An 18,665-nucleotide genomic window follows, 5' to 3' on the forward strand; every position below is an offset into this window, starting at 1 on the left:
ATGGACTCCATGGGATTCCATGTCGACTCCGAGGCCGGGCGGCTGCGCCGCGTCATCCTGCACCGCCCCGATCTGGAGCTCAAGCGTCTGACTCCGAGCAACAAGGACGCCCTGCTCTTCGACGACGTCCTGTGGGTGCGCAGGGCCCGCCAGGAGCACGACGGGTTCGCGGACGTGCTGCGCGACCGGGGCGTCGAGGTCCACCTCTTCGGCGATCTGCTGACCGAGACCCTGGACGTGCCGGAGGCCCGGCTCCTCGTCCTCGACCGGGTCTTCGACGAGAAGGAGTACGGGCCGCTGGCCACCGACCACCTGCGGATGGCCTTCGAGACGCTGCCGTCCGCCCAACTGGCCGAGGCGCTGATCGGCGGGATGACCAAGCGGGAGTTCCTCGCGGGCAACGCCGAGCCGACGTCCGTGCGCTTCCACTGCATGGACCTGGACGACTTCCTGCTCGGTCCGCTGCCCAACCACCTCTTCACGCGCGACACCTCGGCCTGGATATACGACGGCGTCTCGATCAACGCGATGCGCTGGCCCGCGCGGCAGCGCGAGACCGTGCACTTCGAGGCGATCTACCAGCACCACCCGCTGTTCCGGGGGGCCGGCTTCAACATCTGGTCGCAGGGGCAGGCGGACTACCCCTCCACCATCGAGGGCGGCGACGTCCTGGTGATCGGCAAGGGCGCGGTCCTCATCGGCATGAGCGAGCGCACCACGCCGCAGGCCGTCGAGATGCTCGCGCACAAGCTGTTCGCGGCGGGCTCGGCGAAGACGATCGTGGCGCTCGACATGCCGAAGCGGCGCGCGTTCATGCACCTGGACACCGTCATGACGATGGTCGACGGCGACACCTTCACGCAGTACGCGGGGCTCGGCATGCTCCGCTCGTACACCATCGAACCGGGCGTCGGCGAGCGGGAGTTGAAGGTGACCGACCATCCGCCCGAGCACATGCACCGGGCGATCGCCGCAGCGCTCGGCCTGAGCGAGGTCCGGGTCCTGACCGCCACCCAGGACGTGCACGCGGCCGAGCGCGAGCAGTGGGACGACGGGTGCAACGTCCTCGCGGTGGAGCCGGGCGTCGTCGTCGCCTACGAGCGGAACTCGACGACGAACACGCATCTGCGCAAGCAGGGCATCGAGGTGATCGAGATCAGGGGGAGCGAGCTGGGGCGCGGCAGGGGCGGTCCCCGCTGCATGAGCTGTCCGGTGGAGCGGGACGCGGTGCCGGGGGCGTAGCCAGTACCCTCGCCGGTCCGCGCCCGTTCCCGCGTGTATAGAAATGTGGAGCATCGTATATAGTTTCAATGTCCCCGTATCCGCATCCCAGGAGCGCCCCATGGCCACAGACCTCACCGGCCGCCACTTCCTCAAGGAGCTGGACTTCACCGCCGACGAGTTCCGCGGCCTGCTCGACCTGGCCGCCGAGCTGAAGGCGGCGAAGAAGGCCGGGACCGAGACGCAGCTCCTGCGCGGCAGGAACGTCGCCCTGATCTTCGAGAAGAGCTCCACGAGGACGCGCTGCGCCTTCGAGGTGGCCGCCGCCGACCAGGGCGCGTCGACGACGTACATCGACCCGGCGGGCTCGCACATCGGCACCAAGGAGTCCGCCAAGGACACCGCCCGGGTGCTCGGCCGGATGTTCGACGCGATCCAGTTCCGCGGGGACGCGCAGGAGACCGTCGAGACGCTCGCCGCCCACGCGGGCGTGCCGGTCTACAACGGCCTGACGGACGAGTGGCACCCCACCCAGATGCTCGCCGACGTCCTCACGATGACCGAGCACAGCGCCAAGCCCCTCGCCGAGATCGCCTTCGCCTACCTCGGCGACGCCCGCTTCAACACGGGCAGCTCGTACCTGATCACCGGCGCCCTGCTCGGCATGGACGTCCGCCTGGTCGCGCCCCGGGCCTACTGGCCCGCCGACGAGATCGTCGCGAAGGCCCGCGAGCTGGCCGAGGACAGCGGTGCCCGCATCACGCTCACCGAGGACGTCCCCGAGGGCGTGCGCGGCGCCGACTTCGTCGTCACCGACGTCTGGGTGTCCATCGGCGAGCCCAAGCAGGTGTGGGCCGAGCGCATAGCCGCCCTCGCGCCGTACGCGGTGACGATGGACGTCCTGCGCGCCACGGGGAACGCGGACGTGAAGTTCCTGCACTGCCTGCCCGCCTTCCACGACCTCGGCACCACGGTCGCGCGCGAGATCCACGAGACCTACGGCCTGGAGTCCCTTGAGGTCACCGACGAGGTCTTCGAGTCGGCGCACTCCGTCGTCTTCGACGAGGCCGAGAACCGGCTGCACACCATCAAGGCGATCCTCGTCGCGACCCTGGCCTGACCGTTCCCACCGCACCACCCCAGCACCACCAGAAACGAGAACCACCCCATGAGCCCCACGAGTCCCACCGGGCTTCGCATCAAGTCTCCCGAGCAGCTCGTCGCCGAGTCGGGCGCCGACCTCGAAGGCCACGGCCTCAAGCGCACCATGGGGCTCTTCCAGCTCGTGTGTTTCGGCGTCGGCGCCATCGTCGGCACCGGGATCTTCGTGGGGCTTTCCGACTCGGTCGCCGAGGCGGGTCCCGCCGTCGCGGTCTCCTATGTGCTCGCGGCCGTGACCTGCATCTTCACCGCGTTCTCGTTCGCCGAGCTGGGCGGTGCCATCCCGGTCTCCGGCAGCTCGTACTCCTTCGCGTACGCCTCCCTCGGTGAGCGCACCGCGTTCCTGGTGGGCTGGTGCCTGCTCCTGGAGTACGGCGTCTCGGTCTCCGCCGTCGCGGTGGGCTGGAGCCAGTACCTCAACGAACTCCTCAACAGCCTCACCGGCTGGGAGCTGCCCACCGCCCTGTCCGCCGGACCCGGCGAGGGCGGCGTCGTGAACCTGCCCGCCGTGGTCGTCATCCTGCTCGCCGCCACCCTCCTGGTGCGCGGCATCAGGGAGAGCGCGGGGGCGACGGCCGCCATGGCCGTACTGAAGATCGGCATCCTGCTGCTCTTCCTCGCGATCGCCTTCTCGGCGTTCGAGGACGGCAACCTGGCGCCCTTCATGGGCGCGGGGGTCTCCGGCGTCACCGCGGGCGCCTCGCTCGCGTTCTTCTCCTTCATCGGCTTCGACGCGGTCACCACGGCGGGCGAGGAGGTCAGGAACCCGCGGCGCAACATCCCGCTCGCGATCATGATCTGCATCGGGGTCGTGACCCTGCTCTACGTCGCGGTGGCGCTCGCCGCCATCGGCGCGATCGGCTCTGACGCGGTCGCCGACAAGCCCGCCGCGCTCTCCCTGATCGTCAACCAGGTCACCGAGTCGACGGTCGGCGGCGGCGTCATCGCCTTCGGCGCGGTCGTCGCCATCGCCTCGGTCGTGCTCGCCGTGATGTACGGCCAGACCCGCATCCTGATGTCGATGTCCCGCGACGGCCTGATGCCGCGCGTCTTCGAACGCGTCTCGCCGAGGACGTCCACGCCGGTGGCCAACACCTGGATCGTCGCGGCCGTCGTCGCCGTGCCCGCCGCCTTCTCCTCGCTCGACGTGGTCGTCAACCTGACCACCATCGGCACGCTCGCGATCATGGTCGTGGTGAACATCGCGGTGATAGCGCTGCGGCGGACGAACCCGGGTCTCAGGCGCACCTTCCGGGTGCCGCTCTACCCGCTGAGCCCGGTCCTCGGCGTCGCCTTCTGCCTCTACCTGATCTGGGGCACCGGCTGGTCGACGTGGCTCCAGTTCGCGGTGTTCGTCGCGGTGGGCGCCGTCGTCTACGCGCTCTACGGCCGCGGCCACTCGCGGCTCGGCAGGGGAGAGGCGCCGGTCAGTGCCGGTGCGTCCCGGGGAGCGTGAACCAGACGGCCTTGCCGGACTCGGTGGCCCGGTGCCCGCAGGACGAGCTCAGGGTGCGGATGAGCAGCAGCCCGCGCCCGTGCTCCTGCCAGGGGTCCGGCTCGCCGGCCGTGGGGTCGGTCAGATCGCCCGGCGGCAGCGGATTGGAGTCGTGGACCTCGACCTGGCAGCCGGTCGGAAGCAGCTCGATCACCAGCTCTATGGGGTCCTGTCCCGCGGTGTGCTCGACGGCGTTCGCGACGAGCTCGGCGGTGAGGAGCTCGGCGGTGTCGGTGTCGGCGGACGACTCGATGTCGGTGAGCGCCGTACGGACCAGGGCGCGCGCGACGGGCACGGCTGCCGTGGTGTGGGGCAGTGCGATGCGCCAGGAGGCGGGCGAAGGAGGTTCGTGCAAGGCGGGTCCGTTCAGGGCAGCAGGCGGTCCTGGTCCTGCTTTCAACCGTACGAATCTTAAGCGCTATGTCGACAGGGGCGACGGTCGGGCATTTCCGGGACGTCCGGCCCTGCCGTGCTCTGTGTGACAAGACGCGTATATCGGGAAATTCGTTCCCTCGCGCGGTGCGGGCGGCCGTTGTATCGCGCACTCGTGACGGCGGTCACGAACAAGTGATAACTTCGAAAGGTAGCGAGCTCCAGCCCCCAGCCCTCAGGCCGAGGAGGCCGCACCCTCATGAGTCCCTTCACCGGCTCCGCGACCCGCACCCCCGACTGGCGGCATCTGCGCCTGGCCGTCGACGACGGCGTCGCCACGGTCACCCTCGCCCGCCCCGACAAGCTCAACGCGCTCACCTTCGGCGCCTACGCCGACCTGCGCGACCTGCTCGCCGAGCTGTCCCGCGACAAGTCCGTGCGGGCCCTGGTGCTCGGCGGCGAGGGGCGCGGCTTCTGCTCGGGCGGCGACGTCGACGAGATCATCGGCGCGACGCTCGCCATGGACACCGCCCAGCTGCTCGACTTCAACCGCATGACGGGCCAGGTCGTCCGTGCCGTCCGCGAGTGCCCCTTCCCGGTGATCGCCGCCGTGCACGGCGTCGCCGCGGGCGCGGGCGCCGTCCTCGCGCTCGCCGCCGACTTCCGGATCGCCGACCCGTCCGCGAAGTTCGCCTTCCTCTTCACCCGCGTCGGCCTCTCCGGCGGCGACATGGGCGCCGCCTACCTGCTGCCCCGCGTCGTCGGCCTCGGCCACGCGACGCGCCTCCTGATGCTCGGCGAGCCCGTCCGCGCCCCCGAGGCCGAACGGATCGGCCTGATCAGCGAGTTGACCGAGGAGGGCAAGGCCGCGGAGGCCGCCGCCGCCCTCGCCCGCAGGCTCGCCGACGGGCCCGCCCTCGCGTACGCCCAGACCAAAGCGCTGCTCACCGCCGAACTCGACATGCCGCTGGCCGCCGCCGTCGAACTGGACGCGGCGACCCAGGCCCTCCTCATGAACGGCGAGGACTACGCGGAATTCCACGCGGCTTTCACGGAGAAGCGCCCCCCGAAGTGGCAGGGCCGATGAGCGCCCCGCAAGGGGCGCGGGGAACTGCGCGACCAGACACACCGCTCACGCCGCCCGAGGCGCACCGCATAGCCGTGATCGGCGGCGGCCCCGGCGGCCTCTACGCCGCCGTGCTGCTCAAGCGGCTCGACCCGGACCGCGAGGTCACCGTCTGGGAGCGCAACGCGCCCGACGACACCTTCGGCTTCGGCGTCGTCCTCTCCGACGAGACGCTCGGCGGCATCGAGCACGCCGACCCCGTCGTCCACGCCGCGCTCCAGGACGAGTTCGTGCGCTGGGACGACATCGACATCGTGCACCGCGACACCCGGCACACCTCGGGCGGCCACGGCTTCGCGGCGCTCGGCAGGCGCAGGCTCCTGGAGATCCTGCACGCGCGCTGCCGTGACCTCGGGGTCGAGCTCCGCTTCCGTACCGAGGCGCCGCCCGCGGCCACGCTCGCCACTCAGTACGACCTGGTGGTCGCGGCCGACGGCGTGCACAGCGCCACCCGCGACGCCCACGCCGACGCCTTCGGTCCCGACCTCACGACGCACCGTTGCCGCTACATCTGGCTGGCCGCCGACTTCGCCTTCGACGCGTTCCGCTTCGAGATCGCCGAGACCGAGCACGGCGTCATGCAGTTGCACGGCTATCCGTTCTCGCCGCACGAGTCCACCGTCATCGTCGAGATGCGCGAGGAGGTCTGGCACGCGGCGGGCTTCGACGGGCTCGACGAGCAGGAGTCGACGGAGCGCTGCGCGAAGATCTTCGCCGACGCGCTCGGCGGCCGACCCCTGCGCGGCAACAAGTCCGCCTGGATCAACTTCCGTACGGTGGTCAACTCCCACTGGTCGTACGGCAATACGGTCCTCATCGGCGACGCCGCGCACACCGCCCACTTCTCCATCGGCTCCGGCACCAAGCTCGCCGTCGAGGACGCCCTCGCCCTCGCCGCCTGCCTCCAGGAGCAGCCCGACATCCCGAGCGCCCTCGCCGCGTACGAGGCGGAGCGCCGCCCCGTCGTCGCCTCCACGCAGCGCGCGGCCCGCGCCAGTCTGGAGTGGTTCGAGCGGCTGCCGGACTACCTCGACCAGCCGCCGCGCCAGTTCGCGTTCAACCTGCTGACCCGCAGCCGCCGCGTCACGCACGACAACCTCCGCCTGCGCGACGCCGACTTCACCCGATCCGTCGAACGGGACTTCGGCTGTCCCGAGGGCACGCCGCCCATGTTCACGCCCTTCACCCTGCGCGGCCTCACCCTGCGCAACCGCGTCGTCGTCTCGCCCATGGACATGTACTCCGCGGTGGACGGCGTCCCCGGCGACTTCCACCTCGTCCACCTGGGCGCGCGGGCGCTGGGCGGCGCGGGCCTGGTGATGACCGAGATGGTCTGCGTCAGCGAGCACGGCAGGATCACCCCGGGCTGCGCCGGGCTCTACACCGACGGACAGGCCGAGGCGTGGCGGCGGATCACCGCCTTCGCGCACGCCCGGGCGCCCGGCACCGCGATCGGCGTGCAGCTGGGCCACTCGGGCCGCAAGGGCTCCACGAAACTGATGTGGGAGGGCATCGACGAGCCGCTGCCCGACGGCAACTGGCCCCTGTCGGCCGCGTCCCCGCTCCCGTACCGCGCCGACAGCCAGATTCCGCACGAGCTGTCCCGCGCGGGCCTGACGGAGATCCGCGAACAGTTCGTCGCGGCGGCCCGCCGCGCCGCGCACGCGGACTTCGACCTCCTCGAACTCCACTGCGCCCACGGCTACTTGCTCTCCGGCTTCCTCTCCCCGCTGACCAACCACCGCACGGACCCCTACGGCGGCCCGCTGGAGAACCGGCTCCGCTTCCCCCTCGAAGTCTTCGACGCGGTACGAGAGGTGTGGCCGCACGACAGGCCCATGACGGTCAGGATCTCCGCCACCGACTGGGCCGAAGGCGGCACCACGGCGGCGGACGCGGTGGCGACCGCCCGCGCCTTCGCGGCCCACGGCGCCGACGCCATCGACGTCTCCACGGGCCAGGTCGTCTCCGACGAACGCCCCGCGTACGGCCGCTCCTACCAGACCCCGTACGCCGACCGGATCCGCAACGAGGCCGGCATCCCGGTGATCACCGTCGGCGCGATCTCCTCCTGGGACGACGTCAACTCCCTGATCCTGGCGGGCCGCGCCGACCTGTGCGCCCTGGCCCGCCCCCACCTCTACGACCCCCACTGGACCCTGCACGCGGCGGCCGAACAGGGCTACGCGGGCCCCGGCGCCCCCTGGCCCACCCCGTACGGAGCGGGCAGCCGCCGCCCGCAGACCGGCCGCACGGACGCGCCGAAACAGCGCCTGAAGCTCGGGAGCTGACGATTCAGGGCGCGGCCGTCACGAAGGCCGCGCCCGCCTCCCGCAGCCACCCGTCGAGCTCGGCGAACACCGCCGCGGAGCGGGTCCCCGGCCAGTCATCCGGCAGCAGTTCCGGCGGCAACCCCGGGTCCGCGTACGGCAGTTGGCGCCAGGAGTCGAGCGCGAGCAGATAGTCGCGGTACGCCTCCTGCGGTGACGGGGGAGTGTCGCGGCGCTGTTCCCAGGAGCGGAGCACCGGCTCGTGGCGGTCGAGGAACGCCTCGTGCTGCTTCGCGATGGAGGAGAGGTCCCACCAGCGGCCGACCGCCTCCGTGGTCGGCGCGTAGCCCAGGTGCTCGCCGCGGAACAGGTCGACGTACGCGGCGAGTTGGAGACGCTCCAGGGTGTGCCTGGTCTCCTCGTAGAGGTGGGCGGGGGCGATCCAGACGCCGGGGGCCGCCGTGCCGAAGCCGAGGCCCGCGAGGCGGGAGCGCAGGACGTGCCGCTTGTGCCGTTCGGACTCGGGGACGGAGAACACGGCGAGGACCCAGCCGCCCTCGCGCCGCGCGTCCGTGGACGTGCCGTAGATGCGGCGGTCGCCGTCCTCCAGGAGCTGGCGGGCGTCGGGCGAGAGGGCGTAGCCCGCCGCGCCCGAGTCCGTGCGCGCGGGCACCAGGAGCCCCCGGCGCTTGAGGCGGGACACCGACGAGCGCACCGAGGGCGCGTCGACGCCGACCGGTGCGAGGAGGCGCACCAGCTCGGCGACCGGCACCGGGCCCGGTGCCGCCCGGCCGTAGGCGCCGTAGAAGGTGACGATCAGGGACCGTGGAGTGTGCTGCTCGGACACGTGATCACTCTACGGGCGACCGCTGACCTTCGGCGGCACCACTGTCCTTCGGCGGCTCCGCCCGCAGCCGGAACCGTTGCAGCTTCCCCGTGGGCGTACGCGGCAGTGCGTCGAGGAAGACGAACGCGCGCGGGCACTTGTAGGGGACGAGTTCCGCCTTCACGAAGTCACGGAGCCGGTCCGGATCCCTGTCCGCCCCCGCGCGCAGCACGACGTACGCCACCACGATCTGCCCGCGCAGTTCGTCGGCGCGCCCCACCACGGCCGTCTCCGCGACGTCCGGATGGCGCATCAGGGCCTCTTCCACCTCGGGGCCCGCGATGTTGTACCCGGCCGAGATGATCATGTCGTCGGCGCGTGCGACATAGCGGAAGTAGCCGTCGGTGTCGCGGACGTAGGTGTCCCCCGTGACGTTCCAGCCGTGCCGTACGTAGACCTGCTGGCGGGCGTCGGCGAGATAGCGGCAGCCGACCGGTCCGCGCACGGCGAGCAGTCCCGGTTCGCCGTCGGGCACCGGTGCCCCTGACTCGTCCACCACGCGCGCGTGCCACCCCGGCACGGGGAGCCCGGTCGTGCCGGGCCTGATCGCCTCGTCGGCGGCGGAGATGAAGATGTGGAGCAGCTCGGTGGCGCCGATGCCGTTGATGATGCGGTGCCCGGTGCGCTGGTTCCAGGCCTGCCAGGTGCCCACGGGCAGGTTCTCGCCCGCGGAGACGCAGCGGCGCAGCGAGGAGACGTCGTAGGCGTCGATGTGGTCGAGCATCGTGCGGTACGCGGTCGGCGCGGTGAAGAGCACCGTCACGCCGTGCTCGGCGATCGCGGGCAACAGCTGCTTGGGGCCCGCCTGTTCGAGCAGTAGCGAGGAGGCGCCGAAGCGCAGCGGGAAGATCACGAGCCCGCCGAGCCCGAAGGTGAAGCCGAGCGGCGGACTGCCCGTGAAGACGTCGTCGGGGCCGGGACGCAGGATGTGGCGCGCGAAGGAGTCGGCGATGGCGAGCACGTCGCGGTGGAAGTGCATGCACCCTTTGGGGCGTCCCGTGGTGCCCGAGGTGAACGCGATCAGCGCGACGTCGTCGGCCGCCGTGTCCACCGGTTCGTAGTAGGCGGGCTGCCGGGCGGCGCGCGCGAGGAGGTCGTCGGGGCCCTCACCGGCGTACGTCGTGATGCTGAGCCCCGGTATCCCCGCCTTGATCAGGTCGTCGACCGCCCTGATGTCGCACAGCGCGTGCCGCACCTCGGCGATCTCGCACATCGTGGCCAGCTCCTGCGCGCGCTGCTGGGCCAGGACGGTGACGGCGACGGCGCCCGCCTTCATCACCGCGAGCCAGCAGGCGGCGAGCCAGGGCGTGGTGGCCCCGCGCAGCAGCACGCGCTGTCCCGGCAGGACGCCGAGCTCGGAGGTGAGCACGTGCGCGAGGCGGTCGACGTGGTCCTGGAGCTGTCCGTACGTCCAGGTCTCGCCGGACGGCGCGTGGAAGGCGGGGCGGTCGGCGCCGTGCCGCTCCACGGTGCGGTCGAGGAGCTCGGCGCCGCAGTTCAGGCGGTCGGGGTAGTGCAGCTCAGGACGGTCGTGGACGAGGGCGGGCCACTGCTCGCGCGGCGGGAGGTGGTCCCGGGCGAACGTGTCGACGTGTCCGGATGGTGTCAGCCCTGGAATGCCGATGGATGCCATGGCGGGGGTGCCCCCTTGCCTGCCGGTCGGGCGCTGTGGTGGGCTCGCTCCACGAGCGTATCGTGATGGTGACGACAGTCAACGGTGCGCGATAAAGGAGGGGCCTGGGGTGACGGCATTCTCGCTCAATCCTGACCAAACCGCCCGATGTGCGGAACTGCGCACGCTCGCCGCCGAGCGGCTGCGCCCGTTGGCGGAGAAGGGCGATCCCGGCCATGTGAACCGCCCGCTGGTGGCCGCGCTCGGCGAACTCGGCCTGCTGGACGGCCTCTTCACCTCCGGCGCGCTCGACCTCTGCCTGATGCGCGAATCCCTCGCCTACGTCTGTACGGAGGCCGAGACCGCCCTCGCCCTGCAAGGACTCGGCGCCCATCCGGTGCACGCCCACGGCACTCCCGCCCAGCGAGAGCGGTGGCTGCCGCAGGTCCGCACGGGGCACGCCGTCGCCGCCTTCGCGCTCTCCGAGCCGGGCGCGGGCTCGGACGCGGCCGCCCTCGCGCTGGCCGCCGAACCGGACGGCACCTCGGGTGACTGGCGCCTGACGGGCGAGAAGTGCTGGATCTCGAACGCCCCCGAGGCCGACTTCTACACCGTCTTCGCCCGTACGTCACCGGACGCGGGAGCCCAGGGCGTCACCGCGTTCCTGGTCCCCGCCGACCGCGCGGGCCTGACCGGCACGCCCCTCGACATGCTCTCCCCGCACCCGATCGGCGCGCTCGCCTTCGACGCGGTGCGGGTGGGCCCCGACGACGTGCTCGGCGAGGTCGACCGGGGCTTCCGGGTGGCCATGACGACCCTGAACCGGTTCCGGCCGAGCGTGGGCGCCTTCGCGGTCGGGATGGCGCAGGCGGCGCTGGACGCGGCGCTGGCCCACACCGCCGAACGGGACGCGTTCGGGGGCAAGTTGAAGGACTTGCAGGCCGTGGGTCATCAGATCGCCGAGATGGCCGTGCGGACGGAGGCGGCCCGGTTGATGGTGTACGCGGCGGCTTCCGCGTACGACGCGGAGGGGCCGGGGGGCCCTGGTATCGCTCGGCGTGCGGCCATGGCGAAGTTGCTTGCCACGGAGACGGCGCAGTATGTGGTCGACGCCTCCGTCCAATTGCATGGGGCGCGGGCACTTCGGCGTGGGCATCTTCTCGAGCATCTGTACCGGGAAGTGCGGGCGCCTCGGATCTATGAGGGGGCCAGTGAGGTGCAGCGGTCCATCATCGCCAAGGAACTTCTTGGCTGAGCGTCGTGGCAGTCTGCGGGTTCGCTTCGGCTGAGCGCGCAGTTCCCCGCGCCCCTGTCCGTGCCGTTCCTACCCAGGAGTTCAGTGAATGTCCCTGCATCGCGTCAATCCTTCCGAGCTCTCCCCGCCCACCGGCTTCTCGCACGCCGTCGTCGCCACCGGGTCGCGGCTTGTCTTCCTCGCGGGGCAGACCGCCCTCGACGGTGAGGGCAAGGTCACCGGGGCGACCCTGCCCGAGCAGTTCGAGGTGGCGCTGGCCAACCTGCTGGCCGCGCTGCGGCACTCCGGCGGGACCCCCGCCGACCTGGCCCGCGTCACCGTCTACGCCACGGACGTCGCCGACTACCGCGCCTGCGCGGCCGAACTGGGCCGCGTCTGGCGGCGGTTGGCGGGACGTGACTATCCGGCGATGGCGGTGATCGGCGCGGTCCGGCTCTGGGACGAGCAGGCCCTGGTGGAACTGGACGGGGTGGCAGTACTCGGCTGATTTGGGGGTACCTGATGACGGCCGCGGCCACCGGGGTCGTGGGAACGGCAAGTTCCGGCGTTCCACAGAAGGGTGAAGACGTGCGTGCGAGCAGGCTTTCGGTCGTGGTCGGGATGGTGGGGCTCTCCGCGGCCCTGCTGACGAGCTGCGGAGACGGGGACGACGGAGGGGGTTCCGGCAAACCGTTCGCCAAGGACAGCGCGGACCAGGTCGCGGCCAAGGCGGTCGAGGCGACCAAGAAGGCCGATTCGATGCGCATCAAGGGCGACATGCGCCAGGCCGACGGGAAGACGGTGAGCCTGGACCTCGCGGTCGACCAGGAGAAGAACTGTCAGGGGACCATCGGCACCAACGGCTCCGAGGCCGAGCTGCGACATACGAACGGGACGCTCTACCTGCGGGGCGACGAGGCGTACTGGAAGACCGCCCTGAAGAACCAGCCGGGGTCGCAGAAGGTGGTGTCCAAGGTCGCCGACAAGTGGGTCAAGATGCCCGCCGACGACGCCTCGACCTCCGGGATGTGCGACAAGCAGGGCCTGGTCGCGTCGATGGACGAGAACAAGTCCGAGCGCAAGGGCATGAAGAAGGGCGACACCACGTCGGTCGACGGCAAGGACGCCCTCGCCCTGACGAAGAAGGTCGGCGACGAGACGCACACGATGTACGTCGCGACCGAGGGCGAGCCGTACATCCTGCGCAGCACGGTCAAGGGCGGCGACAAGCCCAACGAGGCGACGTTCGGCGACTACGGCAAGTCCGTGAACCCGAAGGAGCCGAGCAAGGACGAGACGGTCGACCTGAAGGCACTCGCGGCCTCGGGTCAGTAGGGGCAGGGCAGGACAGGGCAGGACAGGACGGAGCCGCCCGCACCCACGAAGGGGTGCGGGCGGCGGGCGTCCTCAGGGAGCGGTCCCCGGGGCAGCGGGGATCAGATGTCCCGGAACGTCTCGATCTGCGCGCCCACGGAGTTGAGCCGCTCCGCCAGGTCCTCGTAGCCGCGGTTGATCACGTAGACGTTGCGCAGCACGGACGTGCCCTCGGCGGCCATCATCGCGAGCAGGACGACCACGGCGGGCCGCAGCGCGGGCGGGCACATCATCTCGGCGGCGCGCCAGCGGGTGGGGCCCTCGACGAGCACCCGGTGCGGGTCGAGCAACTGGAGGCGCCCGCCGAGGCGGTTGAGGTCCGTCAGGTAGATCGCGCGGTTGTCGTACACCCAGTCGTGGATCAGCGTCTTGCCCTGCGCCGCCGCCGCGATGGCCGCGAAGAAGGGGACGTTGTCGATGTTCAGGCCGGGGAACGGCATCGGGTGGATCTTGTCGATGGGCGCCTCCAGCTTGGAGGGCCGCACCGTGAGGTCGATCAGGCGCGTCCGGCCGTTGTCGGCGGGGTACTCCGCCGTGCGGTCGTGGTCGAGGCCCATCTCCTCCAGGACCGCGAGCTCGATCTCCAGGAACTCGATCGGCACGCGGCGCACGGTCAGTTCGGACTCCGTGACGACGGCGGCGGCCAGGAGGCTCATCGCCTCGACCGGGTCCTCGGAGGGGGAGTAGTCCACGTCGACGTCGATGTTCGGGACGCCGTGCACGGTCAGGGTCGTGGTGCCGATGCCCTCGACCGCGACGCCGAGCGCCTCCAGGAAGAAGCAGAGGTCCTGGACCATGTAGTTCGACGACGCGTTGCGGATGACCGTCGTACCGGCGCTGCGGGCCGCGGCGAGCAGCGCGTTCTCGGTGACGGTGTCCCCGCGCTCGGTGAGCACGATGGGGCGGTCGGGGGAGACGTCCCGCGCGACCTCGGCGTGGTACAGCCCCTCGGTCGCCGCGATGTCCAGGCCGAACCGGCGCAGCGCGATCATGTGCGGCTCGATCGTGCGGGTGCCGAGGTCGCAGCCGCCTGCGTAGGGCAGCTTGAAACGGTCCATGACGTGCAGCAGCGGGCCGAGGAACATGATGATCGAGCGGGTGCGGATCGCCGCCTCCGCGTCGATCGCGTCCATGTCGAGCTTGGCGGGCGGCACGATCTCCAGGTCGACGCCGTCGTTGATCCAACGGGTGCGCACGCCGATGGAGTTGAGCACCTCGAGGAGGCGGTAGACCTCTTCGATGCGGGCGACGCGGCGCAGCACCGTGCGCCCCTTGTTCAGCAGGGACGCACAGAGCAGCGCCACGCACGCGTTCTTGCTCGTCTTGACGTCGATGGCGCCGGAGAGCCGGCGCCCGCCCACGACTCGCAGATGCATGGGACCCGCGTACCCGAGCGAGACGATTTCACTGTCGAGCGCCTCGCCGATTCGGGCGATCATCTCAAGGCTGATGTTCTGGTTGCCGCGCTCGATGCGGTTGACGGCGCTCTGGCTGGTGCTGAGCGCCTCGGCGAGCTGCGTCTGCGTCCAGCCCCTGTGCTGCCGGGCGTCACGGATGAGCTTGCCGATGCGTTCGAGGTAGTCGTCTGCCATGTGTCGCAGGTTATCTCAGATATGAGATGACGCACGCGCTGGGGTAGGCCATATGAGGATCGGCCGTCCGGGGGGCCTTTCCCGTACGGGAGTTCAGCCACAGCCGCACGAGGCGTGCCGCCCGCCGTGCACCGACGCGTACGACGTGGGCCGGGGCCCCGCCGCCGCCCGCGTCACTCGGGCGGCGGCCGCGCGACCTGCCGACGACTCGGCGTCGTGCACCACTGTGCCCCCGACGAGCGTCAGGCGCACCTCGGCCGAACTGATATCAGCCACCGGACACCGCGTCACATCCCTGTCCAGCAGCACGAGGTCGGCTGCTTTTCCCCTCTCGACGGACCCGGTGAGGTGCTCCATGCGGAGTTGACGCGCGGTGCCCGCGGTGTGCATGAGCAGGGAAGACGTACGACTGAGACCTTCCTGCGCGCGGTACAGGTCGCCGCCGCCCTCCATGCCCTCGCGGTCGATGGCGGTACGGATCTGGTTCCAGACCTGTAGGGGGTCGACCGGCCAGTCCGAGCCACCCGCGAGCGCCGCGCGCCGCTTCTGGAGACTGCGCGCCGGGTACTGCCACCGGTGGCGTTCGGCGCCGATGTAGGGCAGCAGTGCCTCCATCGTCCAGGTGTTGCGGGCGGCCCACTGGAGCTGCATGCAGGCGACGACGCCGAGCGCGGCGAAGCGCGGCAGATCGGCGGGGTCGACCAGTTGGAGGTGGGCCGTGGTGTTGCGGAGATCACGGCGGCCCGTCTTGCGCAGGGCGTAGGCGTAGCCGTCGAGCGAGGTGCGTACGGCACGGTCGCCGATGGCGTGCGCGTGCATCTGCCAGCCCTCGGCGTTGAAGGCGGCGCTGAGCCGTCCGTAGTCCGCCGCCGACACGTACAGGTCGCCCCGGTTGTCGGTGGGCCTGCCGTCCTTGTCGAGGTAGGGCTTCAGGAGCGCCGCGGTCTGCGCCGGGTACTCGATGACGCCGTCCAGGAAGACCTTGACCGTGCCGAAGCGCAGTTTGCGTACGTCCTCGAACTCCGCACTGAGCTTCTTCGCGTACGCGACCGCGGCCTTCGGGTCCTTGGTCTGGTCGGTCTCGATGCGCAGGGCGGGCACGAAGCGCTGGAGCAGGCGGTCCGACTCGGCGAGCCGCCGGTACAGCTCCAGTTCGCCCCGTCCCACCACGGCCTCCATGAACGTGGTGATCCCGGACGCGGCGGCCTCGGCGAGGATCTTCGCCGCCGCGTCCGCCAACCGGGTCTCGTCGGGCTCGGGGACATGCCGCATGACGAGCGGCTGGGCGTCGTCCTTCAGCACGCCGGTCGGCTTGCCGTCCGTACCCTTGACGATCTTTCCGCCGACCGGGTCGGGGGTCGAGGCGGTGATCTGCGCGATGTCCAGGGCGCGCTGATTGGCCCACAGGTTGTGCCCGTCGCCGCCGCTCAGGACGATCGGGCGGCGGGTCGGCAGCGTGTCGAGCATGGAGTGGTGCGGGGCCGTGCCGTGCGGCAGCAGGCCGACCGGGTTCCAGTCCTCGACCACCAGCCAGCCGTCGGGCTCCTGGTCGGCGGAGTCCTTCAGGAACCCGGTCAGTGTCTTCCGCAGCTCCTCGACGGTCTGCTCGGCCCCGGCGAGCGACGGCCGCAGCGAACGGCTCGCGGCGCTCGTCGGGTGGGCGTGCCCGTCGTGCACGCCGCTCATCACGGTGCCGCCGCGCGCGTCCACGACGTCGGTGTCCCGCCCGATGTAACGGCGCAGGGCGGCGTCGGTGCCGACGGCGAGGACGCGTCCGTCACGGCCGACGGCCACGGCATCGGCCCGCCCGTGGTGCGAAGTGCCGGTGAACACACGGGCGTTGTGCAGGACGAGGGCGGCGGACCGGCGTGGCGACGAGGCGGCGGCGGGTCCCGCCACGGTGACGAGCCCGGCGGCTCCCGTGGCTCCCGCGGCTCCCGCGGCGGCGAGGAGGGCGCGCCGGGACGGCCCGGAGACGTACGGCAAAGGCATGACCACACTCCAACGGAACGGGTGACGGTGTCGGATGGGCGAGTGGGAGGAACCCGCCGCGCAGCGACGGCACGGACGGCCCCACGACCCGCACCAGACCTTCGACGAGTAATCCGTTAACCAGAACCCACCCCGGACGACGGATTCCGTACGATGTGCCGCGTGCCACCGCACAAGCCCACCCTCACCGACATAGCCCGCGCGGCCGAGGTCTCCACCGCGACGGTCTCGCACGCCCTCAACGGCACCGGCAGGGTCGGCGACGCCACCCGCCGCAGGGTCCGCGAGACCGCGACGCGGCTCGGCTACGGCACGCCGGGACCGCCGCGCAGCCGCACGCTCGGCATCGCCGTCACCACGTTCGCCACCGCCTGGAACTACGCGGAGATCGCCTACTTCTCGCGCGCCCTCACCGCGGCCACCTCCGCGGCCCACGCGCGCGGCTACGCCCTGACCACGCTGCCCGCCGACCGCGCCGCGGACGACTCGTGGCACAGCCTCGCCGTCGACGGCATGCTGATCATGGACAGTCCGCGCGGCGACCCGATGGTCCACGCGCTGCGCGCCCGGGGCATCCCGCTCGTCTTCGACGGCATCCCCGGCGACCCGCGCCCCGGCGACCACTGGGTCGACAACGACCACGAGGCGACCACGCGCGAGGTCCTGGACCACCTCGCCGCGTCCGGCGCCCGCCGGATCGCCCTCCAGTCGGGGCACGGCGGCGAGCACTACGCGCGCGCGGTGACGGCGGCGTACGAGCGGTGGTGCGCGGAGCGCGGCGCGCCCGCGCTGATCGTGCCCTTCGACGTGGCCGACGAGCCGGGGCACGGCTTCGACGCGCTGCTCAGCGGCCGAGGCCGCGCCGACGCCGTCTACGCCGCGTACGACCCGGGCGGTCGCCAGCTCCTGGCGGCCGCCGCCAGGCTCGGCCTGCGCGTCCCCGGTGACCTGCGCGTGGTGTGCGCGAGCGAGGACCCCGGGTACGCGGCGACGGACCCGCCCGTGAGCACGGTGACCCTGGACCCGGAGCGGACGGCGCGCGCCGCCGTGGGCCTCCTCGCCGACCTGGTCGAGGGCGCCGCCGTGCGGGCCCCGGGCCCGGTCGTCGTCCCTGCCGCCCTCCTCGTACGGGCCTCGTCGCTCGCTCAGCCCGCCGAGGGGTAGTCGACGTACCCCTCGGCGCCGCCCTGGTAGTACGTGGCGGGGTCGCCCGCCGCGAGAGCGCGCCCGAGCGCGAACCGGCTGACCAGATCGGGGTTGGCGACGAAGTGCGTGCCGAAGGAGACCGCGTCGGCGAAGCCCGCGCCGACGAGGGCGTTCGCGGACTTTCTGCCGAAGCCGTTGTTCGCAATCAGCGGTCCTTCGAACCGGCTCCGGTAGCGCGCGAACGCCGCGAAGTCGGGGCTCTCGTCCGGCCGTTCCAGGTCGGGCCCGCGCAGGTGGAGGTAGGCCAGGGGGCGGTCGTTCAAGGCCGTCACGAGTTCGTCGTGGTCGGCGAGCAGTTCCTCGTCGACCACGAAGCGCTCGGTCGGGCTCATGTAGGGCGACAGGCGCACGCCCACGCGCCGCCCTTCCCACTCGGCGGCGACCGCGTCGACGACCTCCAGGAGCAGGCGCCGCCGTCCTGCCCGGTCCCCGCCGTAGGCGTCGGTGCGGTGGTTGAGACGGGGGTTGAGGAACTGGGCGAACAGGAACGCGCCGAGCGCGCCGATCTCGACCCCGTCGAACCCGGCGCGCCGCGCGTTGGCCGCCGCCGCGCGGAACTCGGCGACGGTGGCCTCGATGTCGGCGCGGGTCATCGCGCGCGGCGTGACCGTCTCCTTGAACCCGCCGGGGGTGAAGGACTTCGCGCGCGGGTCGATCGCCGAAGGCCCCGCGGGCAGCGCGCCGCCGAGGTGGTCGGGGTGCGAGGCGGCGCCGGTGTGCCAGAGCTGCTGCACGATGCGGCCGCCGAGCGCGTGGACGACGTCGGTGACCCGCCGCCACCCGGCGACCTGCGCCGCGCTGTGGACGCCGGGGACGTTCACGAAGCCGACGGCCCGCTCGCTCACCCAGGTCCCCTCGGTGACGATGAGCCCGGCGCAGGCCCGCTGCCCGTAGTAGGCGGCGTGCAGTTCGCTCGGTACGAGACCGGGGTTGTCGGCGCGGGCCCGGGTGAGCGGGGCCATCACCACGCGGTTGGGCAGCCGGAGGTCCCCCAGGACGGTGCCGCGCAGGAGCGGCTGGTCGAGGGCGGTGGGCAGGGTGGCGGGCATGGTGGTGCTCCTTCGTCGCGCTAGTGTCACGGCGGCTCGGCCGCGAGGGACACGAAGGTGACGGCGTACGACGGG

Annotated in this window: 15 protein-coding genes; 9 read left to right on the forward strand and 6 right to left on the reverse strand. The window is 71.7% G+C overall.

What is annotated here, in order from left to right:
• The first annotated feature begins 9 nt into the window (after window positions 1-9).
• From KY5_RS31100 to KY5_RS31110, 3 genes are all read left to right on the forward strand, one after another.
• Window positions 10-1,242: an arginine deiminase gene (locus KY5_RS31100; protein WP_098247577.1), complete on the forward strand. Its 1,233-nt coding sequence runs from the start codon at window positions 10-12 to the stop codon at window positions 1,240-1,242.
• Window positions 1,243-1,342: 100 nt separating this feature from the next.
• The gene (gene argF, locus KY5_RS31105; protein ID WP_098245319.1) at window positions 1,343-2,341 is read left to right on the forward strand and encodes an ornithine carbamoyltransferase; all 999 of its coding nucleotides are present in this window, start codon (window positions 1,343-1,345) and stop codon (window positions 2,339-2,341) included.
• A 48-nt stretch (window positions 2,342-2,389) separates the two neighbouring features.
• Window positions 2,390-3,838: an amino acid permease gene (locus KY5_RS31110; protein WP_098245320.1), complete on the forward strand. Its 1,449-nt coding sequence runs from the start codon at window positions 2,390-2,392 to the stop codon at window positions 3,836-3,838.
• On the opposite strand, the gene KY5_RS31115 is transcribed toward KY5_RS31110, so the two are convergent.
• Window positions 3,810-4,247 carry an ATP-binding protein gene (locus KY5_RS31115; RefSeq protein ID WP_098247578.1) on the reverse strand — a complete coding sequence of 146 codons (438 nt, stop codon included), beginning with the start codon at window positions 4,245-4,247 and terminating at the stop codon, window positions 3,810-3,812. The two genes, KY5_RS31110 and KY5_RS31115, sit on opposite strands and share 29 nt — an antisense overlap.
• A 261-nt stretch (window positions 4,248-4,508) precedes the next feature.
• On the opposite strand from KY5_RS31115, the gene KY5_RS31120 reads away from it, so the two are divergent.
• Complete coding sequence (locus KY5_RS31120; RefSeq protein ID WP_098245321.1) at window positions 4,509-5,336, forward strand: enoyl-CoA hydratase family protein; 828 nt, start codon at window positions 4,509-4,511, stop codon at window positions 5,334-5,336.
• On the forward strand, window positions 5,333-7,666 hold the full coding sequence (locus tag KY5_RS31125; protein ID WP_098245322.1) for a bifunctional salicylyl-CoA 5-hydroxylase/oxidoreductase: 2,334 nt from the start codon (window positions 5,333-5,335) through the stop codon (window positions 7,664-7,666). Before KY5_RS31120 ends, KY5_RS31125 begins: the two co-directional genes overlap by 4 nt.
• 4 nt (window positions 7,667-7,670) lie before the next feature.
• Here KY5_RS31125 and KY5_RS31130 read toward each other — a convergent pair whose 3' ends face one another.
• Window positions 7,671-8,492 (reverse strand): PaaX family transcriptional regulator C-terminal domain-containing protein, encoded by an 822-nt coding sequence (locus KY5_RS31130; RefSeq protein ID WP_098245323.1) that lies wholly within the window; start codon window positions 8,490-8,492, stop codon window positions 7,671-7,673.
• Window positions 8,493-8,496: 4 nt separating this feature from the next.
• Window positions 8,497-10,164 carry an AMP-binding protein gene (locus KY5_RS31135; protein ID WP_098245324.1) on the reverse strand — a complete coding sequence of 556 codons (1,668 nt, stop codon included), beginning with the start codon at window positions 10,162-10,164 and terminating at the stop codon, window positions 8,497-8,499.
• A gap of 109 nt (window positions 10,165-10,273) precedes the next feature.
• Here KY5_RS31135 and KY5_RS31140 point away from each other — a divergent pair, with 109 nt between their 5' ends.
• The 3 genes from KY5_RS31140 (at window position 10,274) to KY5_RS31150 (ending at window position 12,712) form a co-directional block, all read left to right on the forward strand.
• Window positions 10,274-11,398 (forward strand): acyl-CoA dehydrogenase family protein, encoded by a 1,125-nt coding sequence (locus tag KY5_RS31140; RefSeq protein ID WP_098245325.1) that lies wholly within the window; start codon window positions 10,274-10,276, stop codon window positions 11,396-11,398.
• Window positions 11,399-11,486: 88 nt separating this feature from the next.
• A complete protein-coding gene (locus KY5_RS31145) occupies window positions 11,487-11,885 on the forward strand; it encodes a RidA family protein (RefSeq protein WP_098245326.1) in 399 nt (132 codons plus the stop codon).
• Between the two features lie 80 nt (window positions 11,886-11,965).
• Entirely contained in the window at window positions 11,966-12,712 is a 747-nt protein-coding gene (locus KY5_RS31150) for a hypothetical protein (protein WP_234362937.1), read from the forward strand.
• A gap of 101 nt (window positions 12,713-12,813) precedes the next feature.
• Here the strand turns inward: KY5_RS31150 and KY5_RS31155 are convergent, their stop codons facing one another.
• A complete protein-coding gene (locus KY5_RS31155; RefSeq protein ID WP_098245327.1) occupies window positions 12,814-14,343 on the reverse strand; it encodes a helix-turn-helix domain-containing protein in 1,530 nt (509 codons plus the stop codon).
• 93 nt (window positions 14,344-14,436) lie between these two features.
• Entirely contained in the window at window positions 14,437-16,335 is a 1,899-nt protein-coding gene (locus KY5_RS31160) for an amidohydrolase (protein WP_098245328.1), read from the reverse strand.
• A gap of 153 nt (window positions 16,336-16,488) precedes the next feature.
• On the opposite strand from KY5_RS31160, the gene KY5_RS31165 reads away from it, so the two are divergent.
• Window positions 16,489-17,499, forward strand: coding sequence for a LacI family DNA-binding transcriptional regulator (locus tag KY5_RS31165; protein ID WP_098245329.1), 1,011 nt, complete (start codon window positions 16,489-16,491; stop codon window positions 17,497-17,499).
• Here KY5_RS31165 and KY5_RS31170 read toward each other — a convergent pair.
• Window positions 17,481-18,590 carry an alkene reductase gene (locus KY5_RS31170; protein WP_098245330.1) on the reverse strand — a complete coding sequence of 370 codons (1,110 nt, stop codon included), beginning with the start codon at window positions 18,588-18,590 and terminating at the stop codon, window positions 17,481-17,483. The genes KY5_RS31165 and KY5_RS31170 overlap by 19 nt on opposite strands.
• Window positions 18,591-18,665 lie beyond the last annotated feature (75 nt).

The organism is Streptomyces formicae, from assembly GCF_002556545.1.
GTDB classification, from domain to species: domain Bacteria; phylum Actinomycetota; class Actinomycetes; order Streptomycetales; family Streptomycetaceae; genus Streptomyces; species Streptomyces formicae_A.

Coding starts and splice junctions, on each gene's coding strand:
- KY5_RS31100 (WP_098247577.1), top strand. CDS start 10: ATGGGATTCCATGTCGACTCCGAGGCCGGGCGGCTGCGCCGCGTCATC.
- argF (WP_098245319.1), top strand. CDS start 1,343: ATGGCCACAGACCTCACCGGCCGCCACTTCCTCAAGGAGCTGGACTTC.
- KY5_RS31110 (WP_098245320.1), top strand. CDS start 2,390: ATGAGCCCCACGAGTCCCACCGGGCTTCGCATCAAGTCTCCCGAGCAG.
- KY5_RS31120 (WP_098245321.1), top strand. CDS start 4,509: ATGAGTCCCTTCACCGGCTCCGCGACCCGCACCCCCGACTGGCGGCAT.
- KY5_RS31125 (WP_098245322.1), top strand. CDS start 5,333: ATGAGCGCCCCGCAAGGGGCGCGGGGAACTGCGCGACCAGACACACCG.
- KY5_RS31135 (WP_098245324.1), bottom strand. CDS start 10,164: ATGGCATCCATCGGCATTCCAGGGCTGACACCATCCGGACACGTCGAC.
- KY5_RS31145 (WP_098245326.1), top strand. CDS start 11,487: ATGTCCCTGCATCGCGTCAATCCTTCCGAGCTCTCCCCGCCCACCGGC.
- KY5_RS31155 (WP_098245327.1), bottom strand. CDS start 14,343: ATGGCAGACGACTACCTCGAACGCATCGGCAAGCTCATCCGTGACGCC.
- KY5_RS31160 (WP_098245328.1), bottom strand. CDS start 16,335: ATGCCTTTGCCGTACGTCTCCGGGCCGTCCCGGCGCGCCCTCCTCGCC.
- KY5_RS31165 (WP_098245329.1), top strand. CDS start 16,489: ATGTGCCGCGTGCCACCGCACAAGCCCACCCTCACCGACATAGCCCGC.
- KY5_RS31170 (WP_098245330.1), bottom strand. CDS start 18,590: ATGCCCGCCACCCTGCCCACCGCCCTCGACCAGCCGCTCCTGCGCGGC.